We start from the raw sequence: 17,078 nt of genomic DNA, 5'->3' as shown, positions 1-17,078 counted from the left end.
TACACAAAATCGGGGGAACTCCGAATTCAACCGTGCTGTGAGCGCGCCGTCATCGGGATCAGCTGGGACAGCACGGCGACCGGGATTGCGCACACCATCACCCAGATGAAGAAGTGCTGGTAGCCCAGCGCGATCTGGATGTCGCCGCTGAATAGCTTGAACAGCACAAAACCCAGCTGCATGATGCCGGTGGCGAAGGCGTAGTGGGCGGTCTGGTATTTGCCCGGCGCGACCACCTGCATCATGTACAGGATCAGGCCGACGAAGCCGAAGCCGTAGCCGAACATCTCCACGCTGAGCGCCGCGCCGATGATGGTCAGGCTGGTCGGCTGGAACAAGGACAGCAGATAGAAGGCCAGGTTGGGCAAGTTGACCGCCAGGATCAGCCACAGGATGGCGCGCTTGAGGCTGAGCCACGAGGTGAAGTAGCCGCCGGCGATGGAGCCGACCAGGAAGGCCACCGTGCCGACCGTGCCATATACGGCCCCCACTTCGGCGGTGCTCAGGCCAAGGCCGCCGAGGTGGCGCGCTTCGCGCAGGAACAATGGACCTATCGACTGCACCTGCGCCTCGCCGGCGCGGAACAGGATGATGAAGATGATCGACACCCAGATGCCTGGCTTGCGAAAGAATTCGACGATCACTTCTTTCAGCGTGCGGGCAATGGCGGCGGCGTTGTTGTCGGCGCTGGTGGCGTTCTTCGCCAGCGGCAGCGCCCAGCTGTTGTACAGTCCCAGTGCGATCATCATCGCGCCAAGAATGCAGAAGCAGATGGTCCATGCCGGCACCACGCCCAGCGTCTTTTCGAAATGGCCGGCCAGCAGCAGTAGCGCGCCGGTGGTGAAGAACTTGGCAGCGTTGAAGAAGGTGCCGGTCCAGCCGGCGTATTTGGCCTGATCCTTTTCATCGAGGCTGGTGATGTACAGGCCGTCGCAGGCGATGTCGTGGGTGGCGGCGGCGATGCCGACCAGGGCCAGCATCGCCATGCAGGCGGCAAACCAGAACGGCGCCTGCAAAGCCAGCGCCACGCCGCCCAGGCACAAGCCGCCGAAGATCTGGAATACGGTGACCACCAGCTTCTTGCTGCTGGCCAGTTCCAGGAAGGGACTCCACAATGGTTTGAACACCCACGCAAAACCGATCAGGCCAGTCCAGTGATTCAGCTCGTCGTTGGGTACGCCCATGCTCTTCAACATCTGGTTGGCGACGATGGCGACAGCGAAGAAGGGCAGGCCTTGCGCCAGATACAGGCTGGGCACCCAGAACTTCGGATTGCGTACCGCTTGCTCTTTCATTGTGTTGTCTCTTTTATTGGGTAAAGCCTGGCACCGGTGCGTTGCCGGTGGCTTGTAGCTCGCCTGACAGCCACGCGTTGACGGCGTCCAGCGCCGGCCGCGCGAAGCCATAGGTCAGCAAGGCTGGCGCCTGGATGTCCAGCGCCTGATAGGGATTCCACAGCGCCAGGTGCAGGTCCGGACGCCAGGTGCTGCGCGCATGCTCGCCGTAGCGCAGGCGCGAGGTGGAGGCCAGCACGGTGTAGCGGCCATCCTGCGGCAGCGCGCTCCAGTCGAAGCTGTTGGCGTCGGCGAAGGTGACCAGTTCCACGTCGTACAGCTTGCGCAGCGAATCAGCCACCACGCCAGCCGGTACGCCGGCTTCCGACACGCCATCGCTGACCACATCCTGGCGCGCGACCAGGCGCAGCTTGGCGCCGGCTGCAGGGCGCTGCGGCGCCTTGCCGTCGGCGTTATAGGCGGTCAGACTACGGCGCCAGCCTTCGGCCATGATTTCGCGGTCGGCCGCGTCTTCCTTGTAGGAGCGCGGTTTGCATGGGTAGGCCTGGGCCAGCGCGGCCAGGCGCGCCAGGCGCGTATCGATGTCAGCCTGCGACAATTCGCCCGAGGCGATGGCGGCGGCGATGGCGTCCAGCGTTTCGTTCTGCGTTTCGGTGGTGCCCAGCGCCATCACCATGTCGGCACCGGCGGTCAGCGCGCGCACGGCGGCGTTGCCGACGCCATAGCGGCCGGCGATGGCGTGCATGTCCATGCCGTCGGTGATGATGATGCCCTGGTACTGCCACTCGTCGCGCAGCAGATCGTTGAGGATGCGGCGCGACATGGTGGCCGGATTCTCGGCGTCCAGCGTCGGGTAGACGATGTGCGCGGTCATCATCGCCGGCGCGGCTGCGGAAGCGATGCGGAACGGCGCCAGCTCCAGCCGGTTCAGTTCCTCGACCGGCTTGTTCACGGTTGGTAGGTCGCGGTGCGAATCGACGTTGGTGTCGCCATGGCCGGGGAAGTGCTTGACGCAGCAGGCCACGCCTTCCGCATGGCTGCCGGCCATCCACGCCATCGCCAGTTCGGCGGCGCGTTGCGGCTCGGCGCCGAAGGAGCGCTCGGCGATCACCGGATTGTGTGGATTATTGTTCAGGTCCAGCACCGGTGCGAAGTTCCAGTTGAAGCCCAGCGACTTGACCGCGCGCGCCACGGCGGCGCCGGTGCGCCAGGCCAGGTCGGTGTCGTTGGCTGCACCGAGTCCCATTGCCGCTGGCGGCGCCGGCACCCAGGTGGAGCGCACCACGGCGCCGCCTTCCTGGTCGATGGCGATCAGCGCTTCCGGCCCCATCACCGCGCGCAGGTCGGCGGTCAGTTTGGCGAGTTGCTCCGAGTCGGTCATATTCCCGCGGAACAGGCAGACAGCGCGGATGCTGTTCGCCTTCAGGTGTGCGGCGGTGGCTTCATCCAGCACGGTGCCGGGGAAGCGGATCATGATCAGCTGGCCGGCGATTTTTCTCACGTCGTTCTGCATATCAGTTGGTCTTGGTGACTTTGCTCAGGTGGCGTGGCTGGTCCGGGTCCATGCCGCGAGCGGCCGACAGTTCGGCGGCCATTTTGTAGAAGGCCTGGATGGCGACGATAGGATCGAGGTCCGGTGTGGCGGCGATCGGCAAGGTCAGATCGCGCTCGGCCACATCGGCGGGCGCCGCCAGCAGCACGCGCGCGCCACGGCCGCGCATTTCGCTGGCCAGTGCCAGCAGGCTGGCTTGCGTTGCGCCGCGCGTGGCGAAGATCACCAGCGGGTAGCCTTCTTCGATCAGCGCCATCGGGCCGTGCTTGATTTCCGCACCGCTGAAGGCTTCCGCTTGCAGCGCCGAGGTTTCCTTGAATTTCAGGGAGGCCTCTAAAGCAATAGGGAAGCTGATGCCACGGCCGACCACCATGATGTTACGCGCAGGCGTCAGCACTTCAACCGCTTTCGACCAGTCTTCGGTGGTGGCGGCGCGCAGCGATTCCGGCAGCGCCTCCAGGCCGGCCAGCAGTTCCGGATCGTTCTGCCATGCGGCCACCAGGCGCGCGCTGGCCACCAGGCTGGTGATGAAGCTCTTGGTCGCGGCCACGCTCTGCTCTTTGCCGGCGCGCAGCGGCATGGCGAATTCCGCTGCCTTGGCCAGCGGCGAGTCGATATCGTTGACCAGTGCGATGGTGGTGGCGCCGCCGTCGCGGAAGTATTTGATCGGCTCGACCACGTCCGGGCTCTGGCCAGACTGCGAGATCGAGATCGCCAGCGTGTCGCGCGTGATCAGCGGCGATTTGTTCAGCGTCACCAGCGACATCGGCAGCGAGGCGACCACGCGGCCCAGGCGCGCCATGATCAGGTAGGCGGCGTAGGCGCAGGCATGGTCGGAGCTGCCGCGCGCGATGGTCAGCGCGGTCGAGAACGAGGTGCTCCTCAATTTGCGGCCCAGTTCCGCGTACTGCTCGCCGTCGTTGGCCAGTTGCAGGGCGACGCAGTCAGCGGCGGACAGGGCTTCTTTCAACATCATTGAGGTCACAACAGTTCTCCTTCGATATAGACGGCTTTGAGGTTCAGGTCACGGTCGAGCACCACCATGTCGGCAAAGGCGCCGGCGGCCAGGCGGCCGCGCTCGGAGAGGCCGAGGTAATCGGCCGCATAGGTTGACACCCGCGCCGAGGCATCCGCCAGATCGAGGCCGAGTCCGACCAGATTGCGCAGCGCCTGGTCCATGGTGAGGGTGCTGCCGGCCAGCGTGCCGTCGGGCAGGCGCACGCCGCCCATGCATTTCATGACCTTGTGCCGTCCCAGCATGTACTCGCCGTCCGGCATGCCGGTGGCGGAAGTGGAATCGGTGACGCAGTACAGGTTCGGAATGCAGCGCAGCGCGGTGCGGATCGCGCCCGGATGCACATGCAGCAGGTCGGGTATCAGTTCCGCGTAGGTGGCGTGCGCCAGCGCCGCGCCGACCATGCCGGGTTCGCGGTGATGCAGGCCTGGCATGGCGTTGAACAGGTGGGTGAAGCTGCGTGCGCCTTGCTTCAGCGCGGCCACGCCGTCTTCGTAAGTGCCGAGCGTATGGCCGATCTGCACCCGCATGCCGGCGTCGGAGAGTTCCTTGACCAGTTCCTGATGGCCGGCGATTTCCGGCGCCACGGTGATCACGCGCAGCGGCGCCAGCGCTTCCAGTTTCTCGACATCAGCCAGCTGCGCGGCGCGCGCGTAGGGAGGCTGCGCGCCCAGCTTGCCGGAATTGATGAAAGGGCCTTCCAGGTGAGCGCCCAGCACCCGCGCCTCGCCTTTGCCGCGCTGCGCTGCCGCCTGGCCGATGCCTTTCAGCGCCAGGTCGATGTCTTCCGGCGGCGCGGTCATGGTGGTGGCCAGTATGCTGGTGGTGCCGTGCCTGGCGTGGATCGCGGCGATGGTGCGCACGGCGTCGCCGCCTTCCATCACATCCTTGCCGCCGCCGCCGTGCACGTGCAAATCGATAAAGCCAGGCAGGATATAGACTGCTTCGTTGAGCGCGGGATCGGCGCTGCTGCCGCTGATGGCGGCGATGCGGTCGCTGAACGTGATTTCACCGTGGACCCAGCCGGACGGTGTCAGGATATTGCCTTTAATTGCATCGCTCATCTGCGCGACTCCGCTACGAATTCATCATCATGGTTGTTGGATCAGGCGCAGCGCGCCCGCTGCGGAGTCGCCGTGCGGCGCTACCAGGCGCTTCAGCACCGCTTCCGGCAGGTAGGCGCGCAGCGGTGCGGCCAAGCCGCCGCACAGGGCGATCGGCAGCGTGCCGCTGGCGTCCAGCGCGTCGGCCATCAGCTGCACCTGGCGGCCGGCTTCACGCAGGATGGCGCGCGCGCTGTCGTTGCTGTCGCCGTGCTGGAGCACGATGCGCGCCAGCTGCGCATAACTGGTCTGCGTGGCCTGCGCCAGCCAGGACTGGATCGCGTTGCGCTCGCCGCCGCAGGCCTGGGCGACATCGCTGGCGAAAGCATCGCCGGGCAGGCGGCCGTCCAATACTTGCTGTACATGGTTGATGGCGCGCAGGCCCATCCACGCGCCGCTGGCTTCATCGCCGGCCGGGAAGCCCCAGCCGCCGACTTCAACATGGCGGCCATCGGCCAGCTTGATTTCGCCGACGCTGCCGGTGCCAAGCGCGATGATGGCGCCGGGCTTGCCCTGATGTGCGCCGAGCACGGTGGTGTGGCCATCGCTTTGCAGCGCGACGCGCGCGTAGCCGGGATTGGCGGCGACAAATTCCGCCGCCCATTGCCGGTTGTGCACGCCGGCCAGGCCGAGGCCGATGGCGATGGAAGATAGTGGAGGGAAGTCCCGCCCGGCGGCGCGGAAGGCGGCCTCGGCGGCTTGATGAACTGCGGCCCAGGCGTTGTCGATGCCGTGCATCAAGCCTGATGGACCGCTGGCGCCTTCGGCGATTTCAACGCCATCGGCGCGCGCCAGGCGTACCCTGGTGCCACTGCCGCCGCCGTCAACGCCGATAAAAAATTCGATCATGTTTACCTGAGAAAGCCATAGCCGGGATGCCCGCGATGAAGGGCACTATAGGGTTGGCAAACCAGCTTGTCAACAGGTATTTAACTGGTATTAAAAAATATTGAAGTGGACTGCTATTGTCTTCTTTGAATCCTTTGTTAAGTCATTGTTTTATTTGCATAAAGCCTGATTTTTCCAGTAGGCGGCTGGTGTGGCATTTGCGTGCCACTTTTTAAATCCGGGGTCAGTTCTGCCAAACGTACACGAGTTCGTGTACGTTTGGCAGAACTGACCCCGGATTTTTAGCGGTGGTAGTTGACCAGGTGGGTGCGGCTGGCGTCGGTTTTGTCGGCGACAGCGACAACGGCGTTGCCGGGACCGCGTACGGTGACGTCGCTCTGGCGCGTGTTCAGCTGCTGCGCGTTGAGGTCGCCCGAGCCGCTGATTTGCGCGCTTAGTACAGCGGCGTTGCCGGATAAGGTCATGTTGCCGGGGCCGGTGAGGCGGGCGCGTACGTTTTGCGCTTCCAGCCCGCGCACCTCCAGGTCGCCCGAGCCGTGGACTTCGGCGTCCAGTTTTTTGATGTTGCCGGCCAGGCAGGCTTCGCCGGGGCCGCGCAAGACGGCGCTGGCGGCTTCGGTGCTCAGCGAGCAGGCGTCCAGGTCGCCGGAGCCGCTGATGTCGGCGCGGACTTCTTTGGCCGTGCCTTGCAGCGCTACCGAGCCGGGGCCGTGCAGCGAGGCGCTGACCTTGCCGGCGTGCAGGTTGCTGATGTCGAGGTCGCCCGAGCCATTGACCACCAGATTCAGGTCTTGCGTGACGTTGCCAGCGTCCACATCGCCCGGTCCGTTCATTTGCAGGTTCAGGCCGCCTGTCTGCAGCGAGCGCAGGTCCAGGTCGCCGCTGCCGTTGGCGGTCACGCTCAGTTGCTCGACTTTGCCGCTGGCGCGCAGGTCGCCAGGGCCGTCCGACACCAGCGTCAGCTGCTTGCCCTGGAAGCGCTGCAGGTCGACATCGCCGCTGCCGGCGTTGCGCAGGCTTTTCAGGTTGGCGGCGTTGATGCGCACGGTCAGTTCCTGGCGCGTGTCCTTGCCCCAGTTGAAGTTGATGGTCCAGCCTTTTTTCTGCCGGCTCTGATAGCGTACCGTCAGCGTGTCGCCGCTGACCGAGGTTTCGATCTCGCTCAGGCGCTGGCTGGGGCCTGACAGTTCGATGGCGTTGCCGGCATCCGGCGTGACGATCACCCGGAACGGGCCGATCAGGTTGATGTTGCTGAACGCGGCGACGTTGCGCGTTTCGCTGCCATAGCTTGCGTTTTGCTTGCTGTCGGCGGCATGCGCGCCGGCCATCGCCAGTAGCATGGCGCTAGCCAGCGCGGCGTGTTGAATCGTCTGCTTCATGGTGGTCCTGGTGTCGAAAGTGGCGATGACTGGACGATATGTCAAGCCGGCGGCGCTGTCGCTGCCCATGGGACGGACGCGCCAAAGCGTGGGATCAACTGCAGAAAAACGGGGCTGAAACGCGCGCCGCGCGTCATTCAATTTTCGCCGCGCACGGCCGTTACTGTTTGTGTGGCCCCGCTGCGGCCGTGATGTCATAATGGATGCATCATAGCCGCCGCGACAGGCACGCGCAGCTTGAACAAGGAGCGCACATGATCAAATACTTGGGGTCCAAGAGTACCAGCGATGGTGGTGTGCTGTACGTTTTTCTGATTAACGGCTTGCAGAAAGAAATCAAGGAACATGCCTTGAAACAGTATCCGGGTTGCTATGAAGCATTGCCACCGACGGCCAAGGCGCGCATCAGCGCTAACCGGGCGTGGCTGTCCAAGACGTGATGCGGGCGCCGCGATTTGTTTCCGGCGCCTTGCTGGCGTTTGCCTGTGGCTGTGCGGCCGCACAGTCGGTTCCCTCCACCTTTGGTACCATCGTCGGCAATGGCCTGCTGTGCCGCGACCATACCGATAACATTTATTTCTACAATTATTTCGTCAAGCATTTCGGCAACTGGTACAAGCACGAGGGTGGTGCCTACTGGTTCCGCACCGCCGGCGCGTCGCTGTGGGGCACCGAGATTTCAGAGGTGATGGTCAGTGATGATACCAGTACCTTTATCTTTGTCGGCGCGGTGGCCGAGGCCAAGCCCGAGGATCTGGAGAAGGCCATCATCCGCCAGGCCGGCACCCACTATACGGTGATCGATACGTCGCCTTATCCGGTGCGCGAGGCCAAGCCGGCCAGCCGCATCGTGTATTTCGATACCAAGTCCAAGATTTATTGCGCCAAGTTCAAGCCGCTGCCGCCAACGCAGCCGGCGCCCGTGCGTCAGCTAAAATAGGCGACCGCGCACTCACTGGGCTTTCATGTATACGCAATTTTTCAATCTGAAGCAATCGCCGTTTTCCATCGCGCCCGATCCTCGCTACCTGTTCATGAGCGAGCGCCACCGGGAGGCGCTGGCGCACCTGTTGTACGGCATCGGCTCCGGCGGCGGCTTCGTGCTGCTGACCGGCGAGATCGGTGCCGGCAAGACCACCGTGTGCCGCTGTTTCATGGAGCAGATTCCGGAGAATTGCAAGCTGGGCTATATCTTCAATCCCAAGCTGTCGGTCGAGGAACTGCTGCTGTCGATCTGCGACGAGTTCGGCGTGGAATTGCCGCCGCAGGGCGCCGGTGCGGTCAGCGTCAAGGCTTATGTCGATGCGATCAACGCCTATCTGCTGGCCAGCCACGCGCAGGGCCGCAACAATGTGCTGATCATCGATGAGGCGCAGAATCTGTCGGCCGAGGTGCTGGAGCAGCTGCGCCTGCTGACCAATCTGGAGACCAGCGAGCGCAAGCTGTTGCAGATTATTTTGATCGGCCAGCCGGAATTGCGCGAGATGCTGGCGCGGCCGGAGCTGGAGCAACTGGCGCAGCGGGTGATCGCGCGTTATCACCTGGGTTCGCTGTCGGAGGCGGAGACTGGCATTTATATCGAGCACCGGCTGGCGGTGGCCGGGGCGGGCGCGATTGCGCCGTTTCCACGCAAGCTGATGGCGCTGGTACATGGACTGACCAAGGGTGTGCCGCGGCGCATCAATCTGCTGTGCGATCGGGCGCTGCTGGGGGCGTATGTGGAGAATCAGCCGCAGGTGTCGCGCAAGATTTTGAAGCGTGCCGCCAGCGAGGTGTTTGCTGGACAGGATGGCGTGGCCGGTGCGGGCGTGGGCGGAAAGGCGCGTGCGGCGCGCTGGCCGCTGGTGGCGGCAGGTGTGCTGGGCGGTGTGGTGGTGAGTGCGCTGGCGTGGCAGTTGACGTTGCGCGCGCCGCAGCCGGCGGTGCAGGGCAGGGATGGCGCGGTACCGGCTCTGACGGGAGCGGAGGCAGGTGCAGGTGCGCGGACAGGGACAGCGCATGTGGCGCTCGCAGCCACACCGGCCATCGTCCCGCAGCCGGGCAGCGACAGCGCTGCCGCCTTGCGCCAATTGGCCGGCCTGTGGGGCTTGGCGCTGACCGATGGCGAACCTTGCCCGACCGCCGCGCGCGCGAATTTGCGCTGCTTGCAGGCCAAAGGCAGCATGGAGGATATCCGCCTGCTGGATCGTCCCGCAGTGCTGAAGCTGCATGACGATCCGGTCGCGCCGAACTACGTGTTGCTGACCGCGCTGGACGAGGACCGCGCCACCATCGCTATCGCCGGCGCCAAGCCACAGACGCTGAGTGCTGCGGCATTGGCGGCGCGTTATGACGGCGAGTTCATCACGTTCTGGCGCGCCCCGCGCGCCTGGCGCGATGAGGTGCGCAGCGGCGATCAGGGGCCGGATGTCGACTGGCTGGCCAAGCGCTTGTCGCAAATCTACGATCTGCCGAAACCGCAGGAAAATCAGCCGCTGGACGCGGCCTTGCGCAAGCGCCTGACCGAGTTCCAGTCGGCGCAAAATCTCAAGGCCGACGGCGTCGCCGGTCCGAAGACTTTCATCCGCCTGTATCAGCTGGGCGGCGTGCAGGAGCCGCGCTTGCGCTGATCAGACGGTGCGGCCGTCGTAGTGGTGCACCGTGATGGCGTTGAGGTCTATCCCGTCCAGGCAACGCAGATTGATGGCGGCCATCGCGTCGCCATTCGGCGCCTTGCCTTCGCCGTAAGGATGGATGCCGCAACGCGGGCAGAAGCGGTGCTGGATGACGTGCTTGTTGAACAGGTAAGTGCTGGCGTGGTCGTCCGGCGTCAGCAGGTGTAGCGCGCTGCGCGGGATGAACCACAGCAGCGATCCCTTGCGCTGGCACATGGAGCAATTGCAGGAGAGACCGCTGTCGATCTCGCCCTCCGCTTCGAATTGAACGTGGCCGCAGTGGCAGCTGCCGGTGTATTTCATGGGTTGTCTCCGCCGGGTTGTTGTGGCGTGTAAGATAACGCGATATCGGATAAATTTAAAGCTATGTCTTATATTTTGGAAGCCTTGAAGAAGGCGCAAGCAGAACGTCAGCTGGGCAGTTCGCCCACCCTCCATGCGCCGACGCTGCAGGGCGAACAAGCGTCGCCAGCAGCACGCTTCAGCTTGCCGTTGATCGCGGCGGTGGTGGGCATGGCGGCGGTGATCGGCGTGTTGCTGGTGCTGGTGTGGCGGCCGGCTGAGCCAGCGACCCCGGCGCCATCGGTCGCGCCTGCCGTGCCGCCGGCTGCGCAAGCGAGTGCGTTGGCGCCAGCCGTGATGCCAGCTGCGCCGACACCGCTGCCTGCGCCAGTGGCGGATTTGCCGCCTTCGGTGGCCAACCTGGCGCGCGCCGCCGCGCCGGCGCCGGCAGCATCTGCGGCGACCGCGTCTGCTGCGGGCGTTGCGGCTGCCCCGGCGCCAGTGGCGGCCGCCAAGCCAGCTGCGGCGGCGGAAGAGCCAGTGGTCAATTTGCGTGAGCTGCCGGAACCGATCCAGCGCTCCATTCCGCCAGTCAGCGTAGGCGGCTATATTTATTCCAAGAACGCTGCTGATCGCCTGTTACTGGTGGATAAGGTGTTGCGCCGCGAGGGCGAGGAAGTCGCGCCCGGCCTGATACTGGAGAAGCTGCAACCGAAAGAAGCCGTCTTCAATTTCAAAGGCTACCGCTACCGCGTTCCGTATTGAAGCGTAATTCGCTTGTCATAAAATAGTGATATTTTTCTATCATTGTGAACTCAGCAAGAGGGAAAATGTCATGAAACACCTCAAGTATCTGCCTTTCCTGATCGCCGCCGCTTCCTATGTGCCGCGCGCCCACGCGGCGCAGACGGTATCGGCCGCCGAGCCGGGCGCGCTCAGCATGCTGCTGGTTTGCCTGGGCCTGATCGTGCTGGCTGGTGTCAGCGACGGCGGCGCCGTCGCCATCGATCCGGCACGTTAGGCGGGCGGCCACGCCATCGTATAATGCCTGCCATCAAGTAATGGAGAGGCAGGCAATGAAAGTCCTGGGAGTGATCGGCACCTCCGGCAGCGGCAAGACAACGCTGCTGGAATATTTGCTGGCGCAGTTGTCGGCGCAGGGCGTGAAGGTGAATGTGATCAAGCACAGCCACCACGATTTGCAGTTCGAACCGCAGCACAAGGATAGCGCGCGGCTGCGCCTGGCCGGCGCGGCCGAGGTGATGGTGGGCTCGCCGTTTCGCTACGCCATCATCCACGAACTGCGCGGCGAAGCCGAGCCGACGCTGGACGAGCAACTGGCACGCATGTCGCCAGCCGACCTGACCCTGCTGGAAGGTTTCAAGACCTATCCGATCGATAAGCTGGAAGTGTACCGGGTCGAAGCCGGCCGGGCGCCGCTGTATCCGCAGGATGAGCGGGTGGCGGCGGTGGCCGCAGATCATCCACGCCCGGACGGGGTGCGCGGCAGTCTGGTGTGGCTGGATCTGAATCAGCCGCAACAGGTGCTTGCCTGGTTGCTCACGCATCTGAAAAAAACTTCAGCGCAAGCCTAAAGTTGCTGCGCCCGGCGTCGTAAACAAGGTGATAGCCATCAATGGAGGATCACATGGACGTTACCGGTATTGCTCAGGCTGCAACGACGATTGCCGACACCGGCACCAAGCAAGCGGTAGGCATTGCTGTGCTGAAAAAGGCGCAGGACATTCAGGCCTCCAGCGCGAATGCGCTGATCGAGTCGATTCCGCCGGTGCCGAATCTGCCGCCGCACCTGGGCAACAATATCAATACCACCGCCTGAGCGGTGTTGTCGCGGCCGCGCCGCGACCTTCTTGCGCGCATCGTCCGGTGCGCGGCGCGCTTGCGCACACGCCTTTTTTGCTCATCCTGCAGTGCGTATCAGCTTGATTGCTGATACGCTGCGGGTGCTTATCATCTTTTGGAGATCACCATGAATAAACGTCAAGCCTTGATCGCTGCCGCGCTGGCGACTGTCTGCGCTACCCAGGCCGGCACGGTTGCCGCTGCCGAGGATAAAGAGAAATGCTACGGCGTGGCCAAAACCGGCCAGAACGATTGCGCCACCGCCTCCCATTCCTGCGCCGGCCAGTCCAAGACCGATAACGCCGCCGACGAATGGAAGTATGTGGCCAAAGGCACTTGCGAGAAAACCGGCGGCAAGACCACGCCACCTGCTAAATAAGTCCGGCGATGCCTGCTCAGGCGCTGGGTGTCGGCGTTGGTTTGCGGGCGCCGCATTACCGGCAGTTTCTGGCGCAGCGGCCGCGCGTCGGCTGGCTGGAGGTGCATAGCGAGAATTATCTCGACGCGGGCGGCTGGGACTGGCATGTGCTGGAGCAGTTGCGCCGCGATTATCCGCTGAGTTTGCATGGCGTCGGCCTGGGGCTGGGCTCGGTGCATGGTTTTTCCGAGGAACATTTGCAGCGGGTGCGGGCACTGGTGCGGCGTACCGAGCCGGTGCTGGTGTCCGAGCATCTGAGCTGGGGCGCGGTGGCGGGGCGGCAGTTGAACGATTTGCTGCCGCTGGTGCTGGATGCGGCAGCGCTGGATTTGATGGCGGCGCGCGTAGCGCGGGTGCAGGATGTGCTGGGCCGGCAGCTGCTGCTGGAGAATGTGTCGACCTATCTGCGCTTTCACGCGGATGCGATGAGCGAGGCGGAGTTTCTGGCAGCATTGGCGGCGCGCACGGGCTGCGGGCTGCTGCTGGATATTAATAATCTGTATGTGAATCAGTGTAACCATGGCGAGGATGCGCTGGCCGCCATGGCGGCGATCGCTCCGGGCATGGTGGGCGAGATGCATCTGGCCGGACATCTCGTGACGCCGCAGGCGGTGATCGACCACCATGGCTGCCAGGTGGCCGATCCGGTGTGGCGCTTGTATGAGGCGGCCTTGCAGCGCTTTGGCGCGGCGCCGACGCTGATCGAGTGGGATACCGATATTCCGCCGCTGGACGTGCTGCTGGCGGAGGCCGATAAGGCGCGCGAGCTGCACGCACGCGCACCGGCTCCGCTCATCGCTACCATCGCGCAGTCCGCGTGGACGCCACGGCCAGCGCCGGAAGCTGGCGGGGCGGAGCTGGCGTCAGCCGCGACCAAGGCGCTGGGCCTGACTGCGGCCACGCCTTTCCCGCCTGCGCAGGCTTCGGCACGGCAAGCGCTGGCGGATACGCAGCAGCTATTTGCCGGCGGGCTGTTTGATGCGGGGCTGGCGTCGCCGGCGCTGGCGCGCTGCAAGCCGGGCGGCGCTGCGGCCGAGGCGGGCCCGGATGCGCCAGCCGCTTTGAGCGAACATCGGCTGGCGCTGTATCGGGGCAATCAGACGGCCACCTGGTGCAAGACGCTGGCTGCCGCGTATCCGGTGGTGCTGGCGCTGGTGGGCGAGGAGTTCTTTGGCGGCCTGGCGCGCGCGTATGGACGAGCGCAGCCTTCGGATAATCCCGATCTGAATCACTTCGGCGCGCGCTTCGCCGAGTTCCTGCGGACTTTCCCGCATGTGGCGGCGCTCCCTTATCTGCCCGATATGGCTGAGCTGGAATGGGCGCTGCACCGCGCGCATTACGCGCCGATGGCGCCGGCGCTCGACGCGGCGCAACTGGCAGCGCTGCCGCCCGAGCACATCGAGGCAGCCACTTTCCAGCTGCAAGGCCAGTTGCTGACCTCCGCTTACGCGGTGACGGCCTTGTGGCTGGCGCATCAGCCGGACAGCGCCGTGGATTTCCCGGCCGAGCTGGTCCAGCCCAGCTATGCGCTGGTGGCGCGGCCGCAATGGACGCCGCTGGTGGCGCCGCTCAGTGCGGCTGGCCATGCGGCGCTGGCTGCGCTGGCGCAGGGCCAGTCTTTCGGCGACGCGCTGGATGCGGCATTTGCATTGAAGGATGATTTTGATGTGGCGGCCAACCTGCAACTGTGGCTGGCGCATGGCGTATTGCTGGGGTCAGTCGCTGCGCTTGAACGCGCGTAGCAGTTTGGCTTCGCCGCTCAGGTCGCGGTGCAGGCGGTTGGCGATGGCGGTCAGCTCGATCATGCGGTCGATCTGCACGTCTTCAAAGCGCGCCAGTTCGAGGGTGGCGTTTTGCAGCGCTTCGGCCAGCTTGCCGCGGGCGGCCTGATAGAGCGCGCCGTGATACTGGCCGGTGTTTTTCAGCAGTTCTTCGGCGTTTTCGATCACCTGGCGCAAATCGTCGAGCAGGCTTTCCTGGCTGGGGTTGCCGGGTCGTTGATCATCCATGACATCCCCCCCTCAATTAAGCGAACTGGTTAGCAAGCATAGCGCCGCCGGCGCCGGCCAATCTGCGCCAGATCAAGTGCAGGGCGCTGCTAGCAGCTTAGCGGAAAATTTCCGAAATGCAAGTAAAATTACGCGTCAACCACAGTTATCCGCACGTCGCCAACGCTGACTTGCTGGCCGGCGCGGATTTTGGCGGTCTTGCGCAGTTCCTGTTTGCCATCCACCTTGACGTCGCCGCTGGCGACGATCATCTTGCCGGCGCCGCCGCTGTCGCACAGGCCAACCAGTTTGAGCAGCTGGTTCAGCTCAACAAATTCGCCGTTTAATTCAAAACTTACTTTTTGCATTTTATCCTCTGCTGCCGTGATGTGAAGTCGGCCATGGGCTAGTGTAGCGGCATTCCGACAGGCGCGCAGTTTACCTTATCGGCCACCATTGCTAGGTAGAAAAGAAGTTGCTATGCTGAGTTAACTGCTGAATATTTAGGCAGGCGCAACGATCTTCCAGTGAGTTGCATCATGAATAAGCTCGCTTTTGCCTGGTTCTCGCTTGGGCTGTGCGGCGCCGCCGCTGCAGCCGATCCCTATGTTGTCACATTGACCCCGCCCGATCTGCTCGGACCGCTGCTGAACGCGCGCGGCCAGCGCTATCTGACCGGTGCCGAGTTCGAGCAGAAAGTCGGGCGCGCCAGCGGCATGCTGGCGTTTGGCGTGCTGCGCGAGGCGGGCGGCGGCGCCGGCATGCAGAGCATGTCGATGTTGCTGAATGCACGGCCGGCGATGCGGTTTACTTCGGTGTCGCTGGGCTATGCGCTGTCGCCGCAGGGCGCGCTGATGGTGATGGCCTCGCAGGGCAAGGCGGAATCGCCCGGCAGTCCGGACGGTTTGCTGGCGCGCGCCGTGCCGAGCCGCGTCACGGCGTACAGCATCGGTTACACGCAGCGCCAGGTGTTCACCGGCAATGACCGGCTCAGTGTGACGCTGTCGCTGCCAGCGCGGGTCAGCGATCCGGCCATGCAACGGCTGGCGGGTGTAGCCGAGCGCGATGTGGAGCTGGCTTATACCCGCTTTGTGGGCCGCGACGGCGGCAAGGCGCGGCTGACCGGGGCGTTGATGTGGCGCGTCAACCCCGGCCATGACGCCAATGCCCGCCCGGACCTGCTGCTGGGCGTGCGCTATTCCTACGGCTTTTAGCCTTTGGCGCCGGGACGGGTCATGTCCAGCGGCACGATCCACTGCTCGAACTGCTCGGCGCTGACGTAGCCCAGCGCCAGCGCCGCTTCTTTCAGGGTGGAGCCTTCGTGCTGGGCTTTTTTCGCGATCGAGGCGGCCTTGTCGTAGCCGATGTGCGGCGCCAGCGCGGTAACCAGCATCAGCGAGCGCTCCATCAGTTCGGCGATGCGGTCGCGGTTCGGCTCGATGCCATGCACGCAATGTTCCTCGAAGCTGCGCATGCCGTCGGCCAGCAGGCGCGCGCTTTGCAGGAAGTTGTGGGCGATCATCGGCTTGTAGACGTTGAGCTCGAAGTTGCCGGAGGCACCGCCCATGGTGATCGCGACATCGTTGCCGAACACCTGGCAGGACAGCATGGTCAGCGCTTCGCACTGGGTAGGGTTGACCTTGCCCGGCATGATGGAGCTGCCCGGCTCGTTTTCGGGGATGGTGATTTCGCCCAGGCCGGAACGCGGGCCGGACGCCATCCAGCGCACGTCGTTGGCGATTTTCATGAGCGCGGCGGCCAGGGTTTTCAGCGCGCCGTGGGCGCTCAGCAGGGCGTCGTGGCCGGCCAGTGCGGCAAATTTGTTGTCGGCGGTTTTGAACGGCAGGTGCAGCGCGTGCTCCAGTTCGGCGGCGATGCGGGTCGCGTATTCCGGATGGGCGTTGAGGCCGGTGCCGACCGCCGTGCCGCCGGCCGCCAGTTGCAGCACGCCTGGCAGGGCGGCCTGGATGGCGTGTTCGGCAAAGTCGAGGTGGGCGACATAGCCGGAGAATTCCTGGCCCAGCGTCAGCGGGGTGGCGTCCTGCAAGTGGGTGCGGCCGATTTTGACGATGTTTTCGAAGGCGCTGGCCTTGGCTTGCAGGCTGTCGCGCAGCTGTTTCAGCGCTGGCAGCACGTTGCCGGCCAGCGCCTGGGCGGCGGCGACGTGTATGGCGGTGGGAAAGATGTCGTTCGACGACTGGCCTTTGTTGACGTCGTCGTTCGGGTGCAGCTTGCGCGCTTCGCCGCGCACGCCACCCATCAGCTCAGAGCCGCGGTTGGCCAGCACTTCGTTCATGTTCATATTGGACTGGGTGCCGGAGCCGGTCTGCCACACGGCCAGCGGGAATTCGGACGGGTGCTGGTTGTGCAGCACTTCGTCGGCCGCCTGGGTGATGGCGATGGCTTTGGCGCCGTCCAGCAGGCCCAGGTCGAGGTTGACCCGGGCAGCGGCGCGCTTGACGCTGGCCAGCGCGTGTACCAGTTCCAGCGGCATTTTTTCAGTCGAGATGCGGAAATGCTCCAGCGAGCGCTGGGTTTGTGCGCCCCACAATTGGTGATCGGGCACGTCGATCGGGCCAAAACTGTCACGTTCGCTACGGGTGCTCATGGTGAATCCTTGGTAGGGAATTAAGATTAATGAGTGTAGCGTAGTTTGGAAAAATTAACCGGGGGCTACAAA

The 17,078-nt window shown here is 64.3% G+C and carries 20 protein-coding genes; 10 read left to right on the top strand and 10 right to left on the bottom strand.

Translation table 11 applies throughout. The features are described from left to right. Window positions 1-26 precede the first annotated feature (26 nt). The 6 genes from KW842_RS10145 to KW842_RS10120 all read right to left on the bottom strand — a co-directional run bounded on the left by KW842_RS10145 (window position 27) and on the right by KW842_RS10120 (window position 7,262). Complete coding sequence (locus KW842_RS10145; RefSeq protein WP_218303967.1) at window positions 27-1,295, bottom strand: MFS transporter; 1,269 nt, start codon at window positions 1,293-1,295, stop codon at window positions 27-29. 13 nt (window positions 1,296-1,308) lie between these two features. Then, a complete protein-coding gene (gene nagZ, locus KW842_RS10140; RefSeq protein WP_255583866.1) occupies window positions 1,309-2,808 on the bottom strand; it encodes a beta-N-acetylhexosaminidase in 1,500 nt (499 codons plus the stop codon). A 1-nt stretch (window position 2,809) separates the two neighbouring features. Then, the gene (locus KW842_RS10135) at window positions 2,810-3,823 is read right to left on the bottom strand and encodes an SIS domain-containing protein (RefSeq protein ID WP_218304276.1); all 1,014 of its coding nucleotides are present in this window, start codon (window positions 3,821-3,823) and stop codon (window positions 2,810-2,812) included. Window positions 3,824-3,828: 5 nt separating this feature from the next. Further along, window positions 3,829-4,926: an N-acetylglucosamine-6-phosphate deacetylase gene (gene nagA / locus KW842_RS10130; protein ID WP_218303966.1), complete on the bottom strand. Its 1,098-nt coding sequence runs from the start codon at window positions 4,924-4,926 to the stop codon at window positions 3,829-3,831. A 27-nt stretch (window positions 4,927-4,953) separates the two neighbouring features. Further along, window positions 4,954-5,814 (bottom strand): BadF/BadG/BcrA/BcrD ATPase family protein, encoded by an 861-nt coding sequence (locus tag KW842_RS10125; RefSeq protein ID WP_218303965.1) that lies wholly within the window; start codon window positions 5,812-5,814, stop codon window positions 4,954-4,956. Between the two features lie 281 nt (window positions 5,815-6,095). Beyond that, entirely contained in the window at window positions 6,096-7,262 is a 1,167-nt protein-coding gene (locus KW842_RS10120; protein ID WP_229223607.1) for a GIN domain-containing protein, read from the bottom strand. A gap of 185 nt (window positions 7,263-7,447) precedes the next feature. Here KW842_RS10120 and KW842_RS10115 point away from each other — a divergent pair, with 185 nt between their 5' ends. From KW842_RS10115 to KW842_RS10105, 3 genes are read left to right on the top strand one after another with little or no spacing between them, the layout of a single operon-like run. Further along, window positions 7,448-7,633 carry a hypothetical protein gene (locus KW842_RS10115; protein ID WP_218303964.1) on the top strand — a complete coding sequence of 62 codons (186 nt, stop codon included), beginning with the start codon at window positions 7,448-7,450 and terminating at the stop codon, window positions 7,631-7,633. Beyond that, entirely contained in the window at window positions 7,615-8,133 is a 519-nt protein-coding gene (locus tag KW842_RS10110; protein WP_373925162.1) for a hypothetical protein, read from the top strand. The genes KW842_RS10115 and KW842_RS10110 overlap by 19 nt, the downstream gene beginning before the upstream one ends. A 25-nt stretch (window positions 8,134-8,158) precedes the next feature. After that, complete coding sequence (locus KW842_RS10105; protein ID WP_218303963.1) at window positions 8,159-9,802, top strand: AAA family ATPase; 1,644 nt, start codon at window positions 8,159-8,161, stop codon at window positions 9,800-9,802. Here the strand turns inward: KW842_RS10105 and KW842_RS10100 are convergent, their stop codons facing one another. Next, window positions 9,803-10,150: a GFA family protein gene (locus KW842_RS10100; RefSeq protein WP_218303962.1), complete on the bottom strand. Its 348-nt coding sequence runs from the start codon at window positions 10,148-10,150 to the stop codon at window positions 9,803-9,805. 63 nt (window positions 10,151-10,213) lie between these two features. Between KW842_RS10100 and KW842_RS10095 the strand changes: the two genes are divergently transcribed. The 6 genes from KW842_RS10095 to KW842_RS10070 all read left to right on the top strand — a co-directional run bounded on the left by KW842_RS10095 (window position 10,214) and on the right by KW842_RS10070 (window position 14,152). After that, a complete protein-coding gene (locus tag KW842_RS10095) occupies window positions 10,214-10,894 on the top strand; it encodes a general secretion pathway protein GspB (RefSeq protein ID WP_218303961.1) in 681 nt (226 codons plus the stop codon). Between the two features lie 70 nt (window positions 10,895-10,964). Further along, window positions 10,965-11,150, top strand: coding sequence for a hypothetical protein (locus KW842_RS10090; protein WP_218303960.1), 186 nt, complete (start codon window positions 10,965-10,967; stop codon window positions 11,148-11,150). 55 nt (window positions 11,151-11,205) lie between these two features. Further along, window positions 11,206-11,724, top strand: a complete 519-nt coding sequence (mobB, locus tag KW842_RS10085) for a molybdopterin-guanine dinucleotide biosynthesis protein B (protein ID WP_229223606.1) — start codon at window positions 11,206-11,208, stop codon at window positions 11,722-11,724. Window positions 11,725-11,777: 53 nt separating this feature from the next. Beyond that, on the top strand, window positions 11,778-11,969 hold the full coding sequence (locus KW842_RS10080; RefSeq protein WP_218303958.1) for a YjfB family protein: 192 nt from the start codon (window positions 11,778-11,780) through the stop codon (window positions 11,967-11,969). 150 nt (window positions 11,970-12,119) lie between these two features. Next, a complete protein-coding gene (locus KW842_RS10075) occupies window positions 12,120-12,371 on the top strand; it encodes a DUF2282 domain-containing protein (protein ID WP_218303957.1) in 252 nt (83 codons plus the stop codon). An 8-nt stretch (window positions 12,372-12,379) separates the two neighbouring features. After that, window positions 12,380-14,152, top strand: a complete 1,773-nt coding sequence (locus KW842_RS10070; protein ID WP_218303956.1) for a DUF692 family multinuclear iron-containing protein — start codon at window positions 12,380-12,382, stop codon at window positions 14,150-14,152. Here KW842_RS10070 and KW842_RS10065 read toward each other — a convergent pair. Both KW842_RS10065 and KW842_RS10060 read right to left on the bottom strand, forming a co-directional pair. Beyond that, a complete protein-coding gene (locus KW842_RS10065) occupies window positions 14,126-14,419 on the bottom strand; it encodes a DUF883 family protein (protein ID WP_218303955.1) in 294 nt (97 codons plus the stop codon). The two genes, KW842_RS10070 and KW842_RS10065, sit on opposite strands and share 27 nt — an antisense overlap. Before the next feature lie 128 nt (window positions 14,420-14,547). Further along, window positions 14,548-14,766, bottom strand: a complete 219-nt coding sequence (locus KW842_RS10060) for an RNA-binding S4 domain-containing protein (protein WP_218303954.1) — start codon at window positions 14,764-14,766, stop codon at window positions 14,548-14,550. A gap of 171 nt (window positions 14,767-14,937) precedes the next feature. Between KW842_RS10060 and KW842_RS10055 the strand changes: the two genes are divergently transcribed. Continuing rightward, complete coding sequence (locus KW842_RS10055; RefSeq protein ID WP_218303953.1) at window positions 14,938-15,612, top strand: hypothetical protein; 675 nt, start codon at window positions 14,938-14,940, stop codon at window positions 15,610-15,612. Here KW842_RS10055 and fumC read toward each other — a convergent pair. After that, the gene (fumC, locus tag KW842_RS10050; RefSeq protein WP_218303952.1) at window positions 15,609-17,006 is read right to left on the bottom strand and encodes a class II fumarate hydratase; all 1,398 of its coding nucleotides are present in this window, start codon (window positions 17,004-17,006) and stop codon (window positions 15,609-15,611) included. The genes KW842_RS10055 and fumC overlap by 4 nt on opposite strands. Window positions 17,007-17,078 lie beyond the last annotated feature (72 nt).

Source organism: Duganella sp. sic0402, from assembly GCF_019219065.1.
Classification (GTDB): domain Bacteria; phylum Pseudomonadota; class Gammaproteobacteria; order Burkholderiales; family Burkholderiaceae_D; genus Rugamonas.
This window is presented reverse-complemented; position numbering and strand designations above follow the sequence as displayed.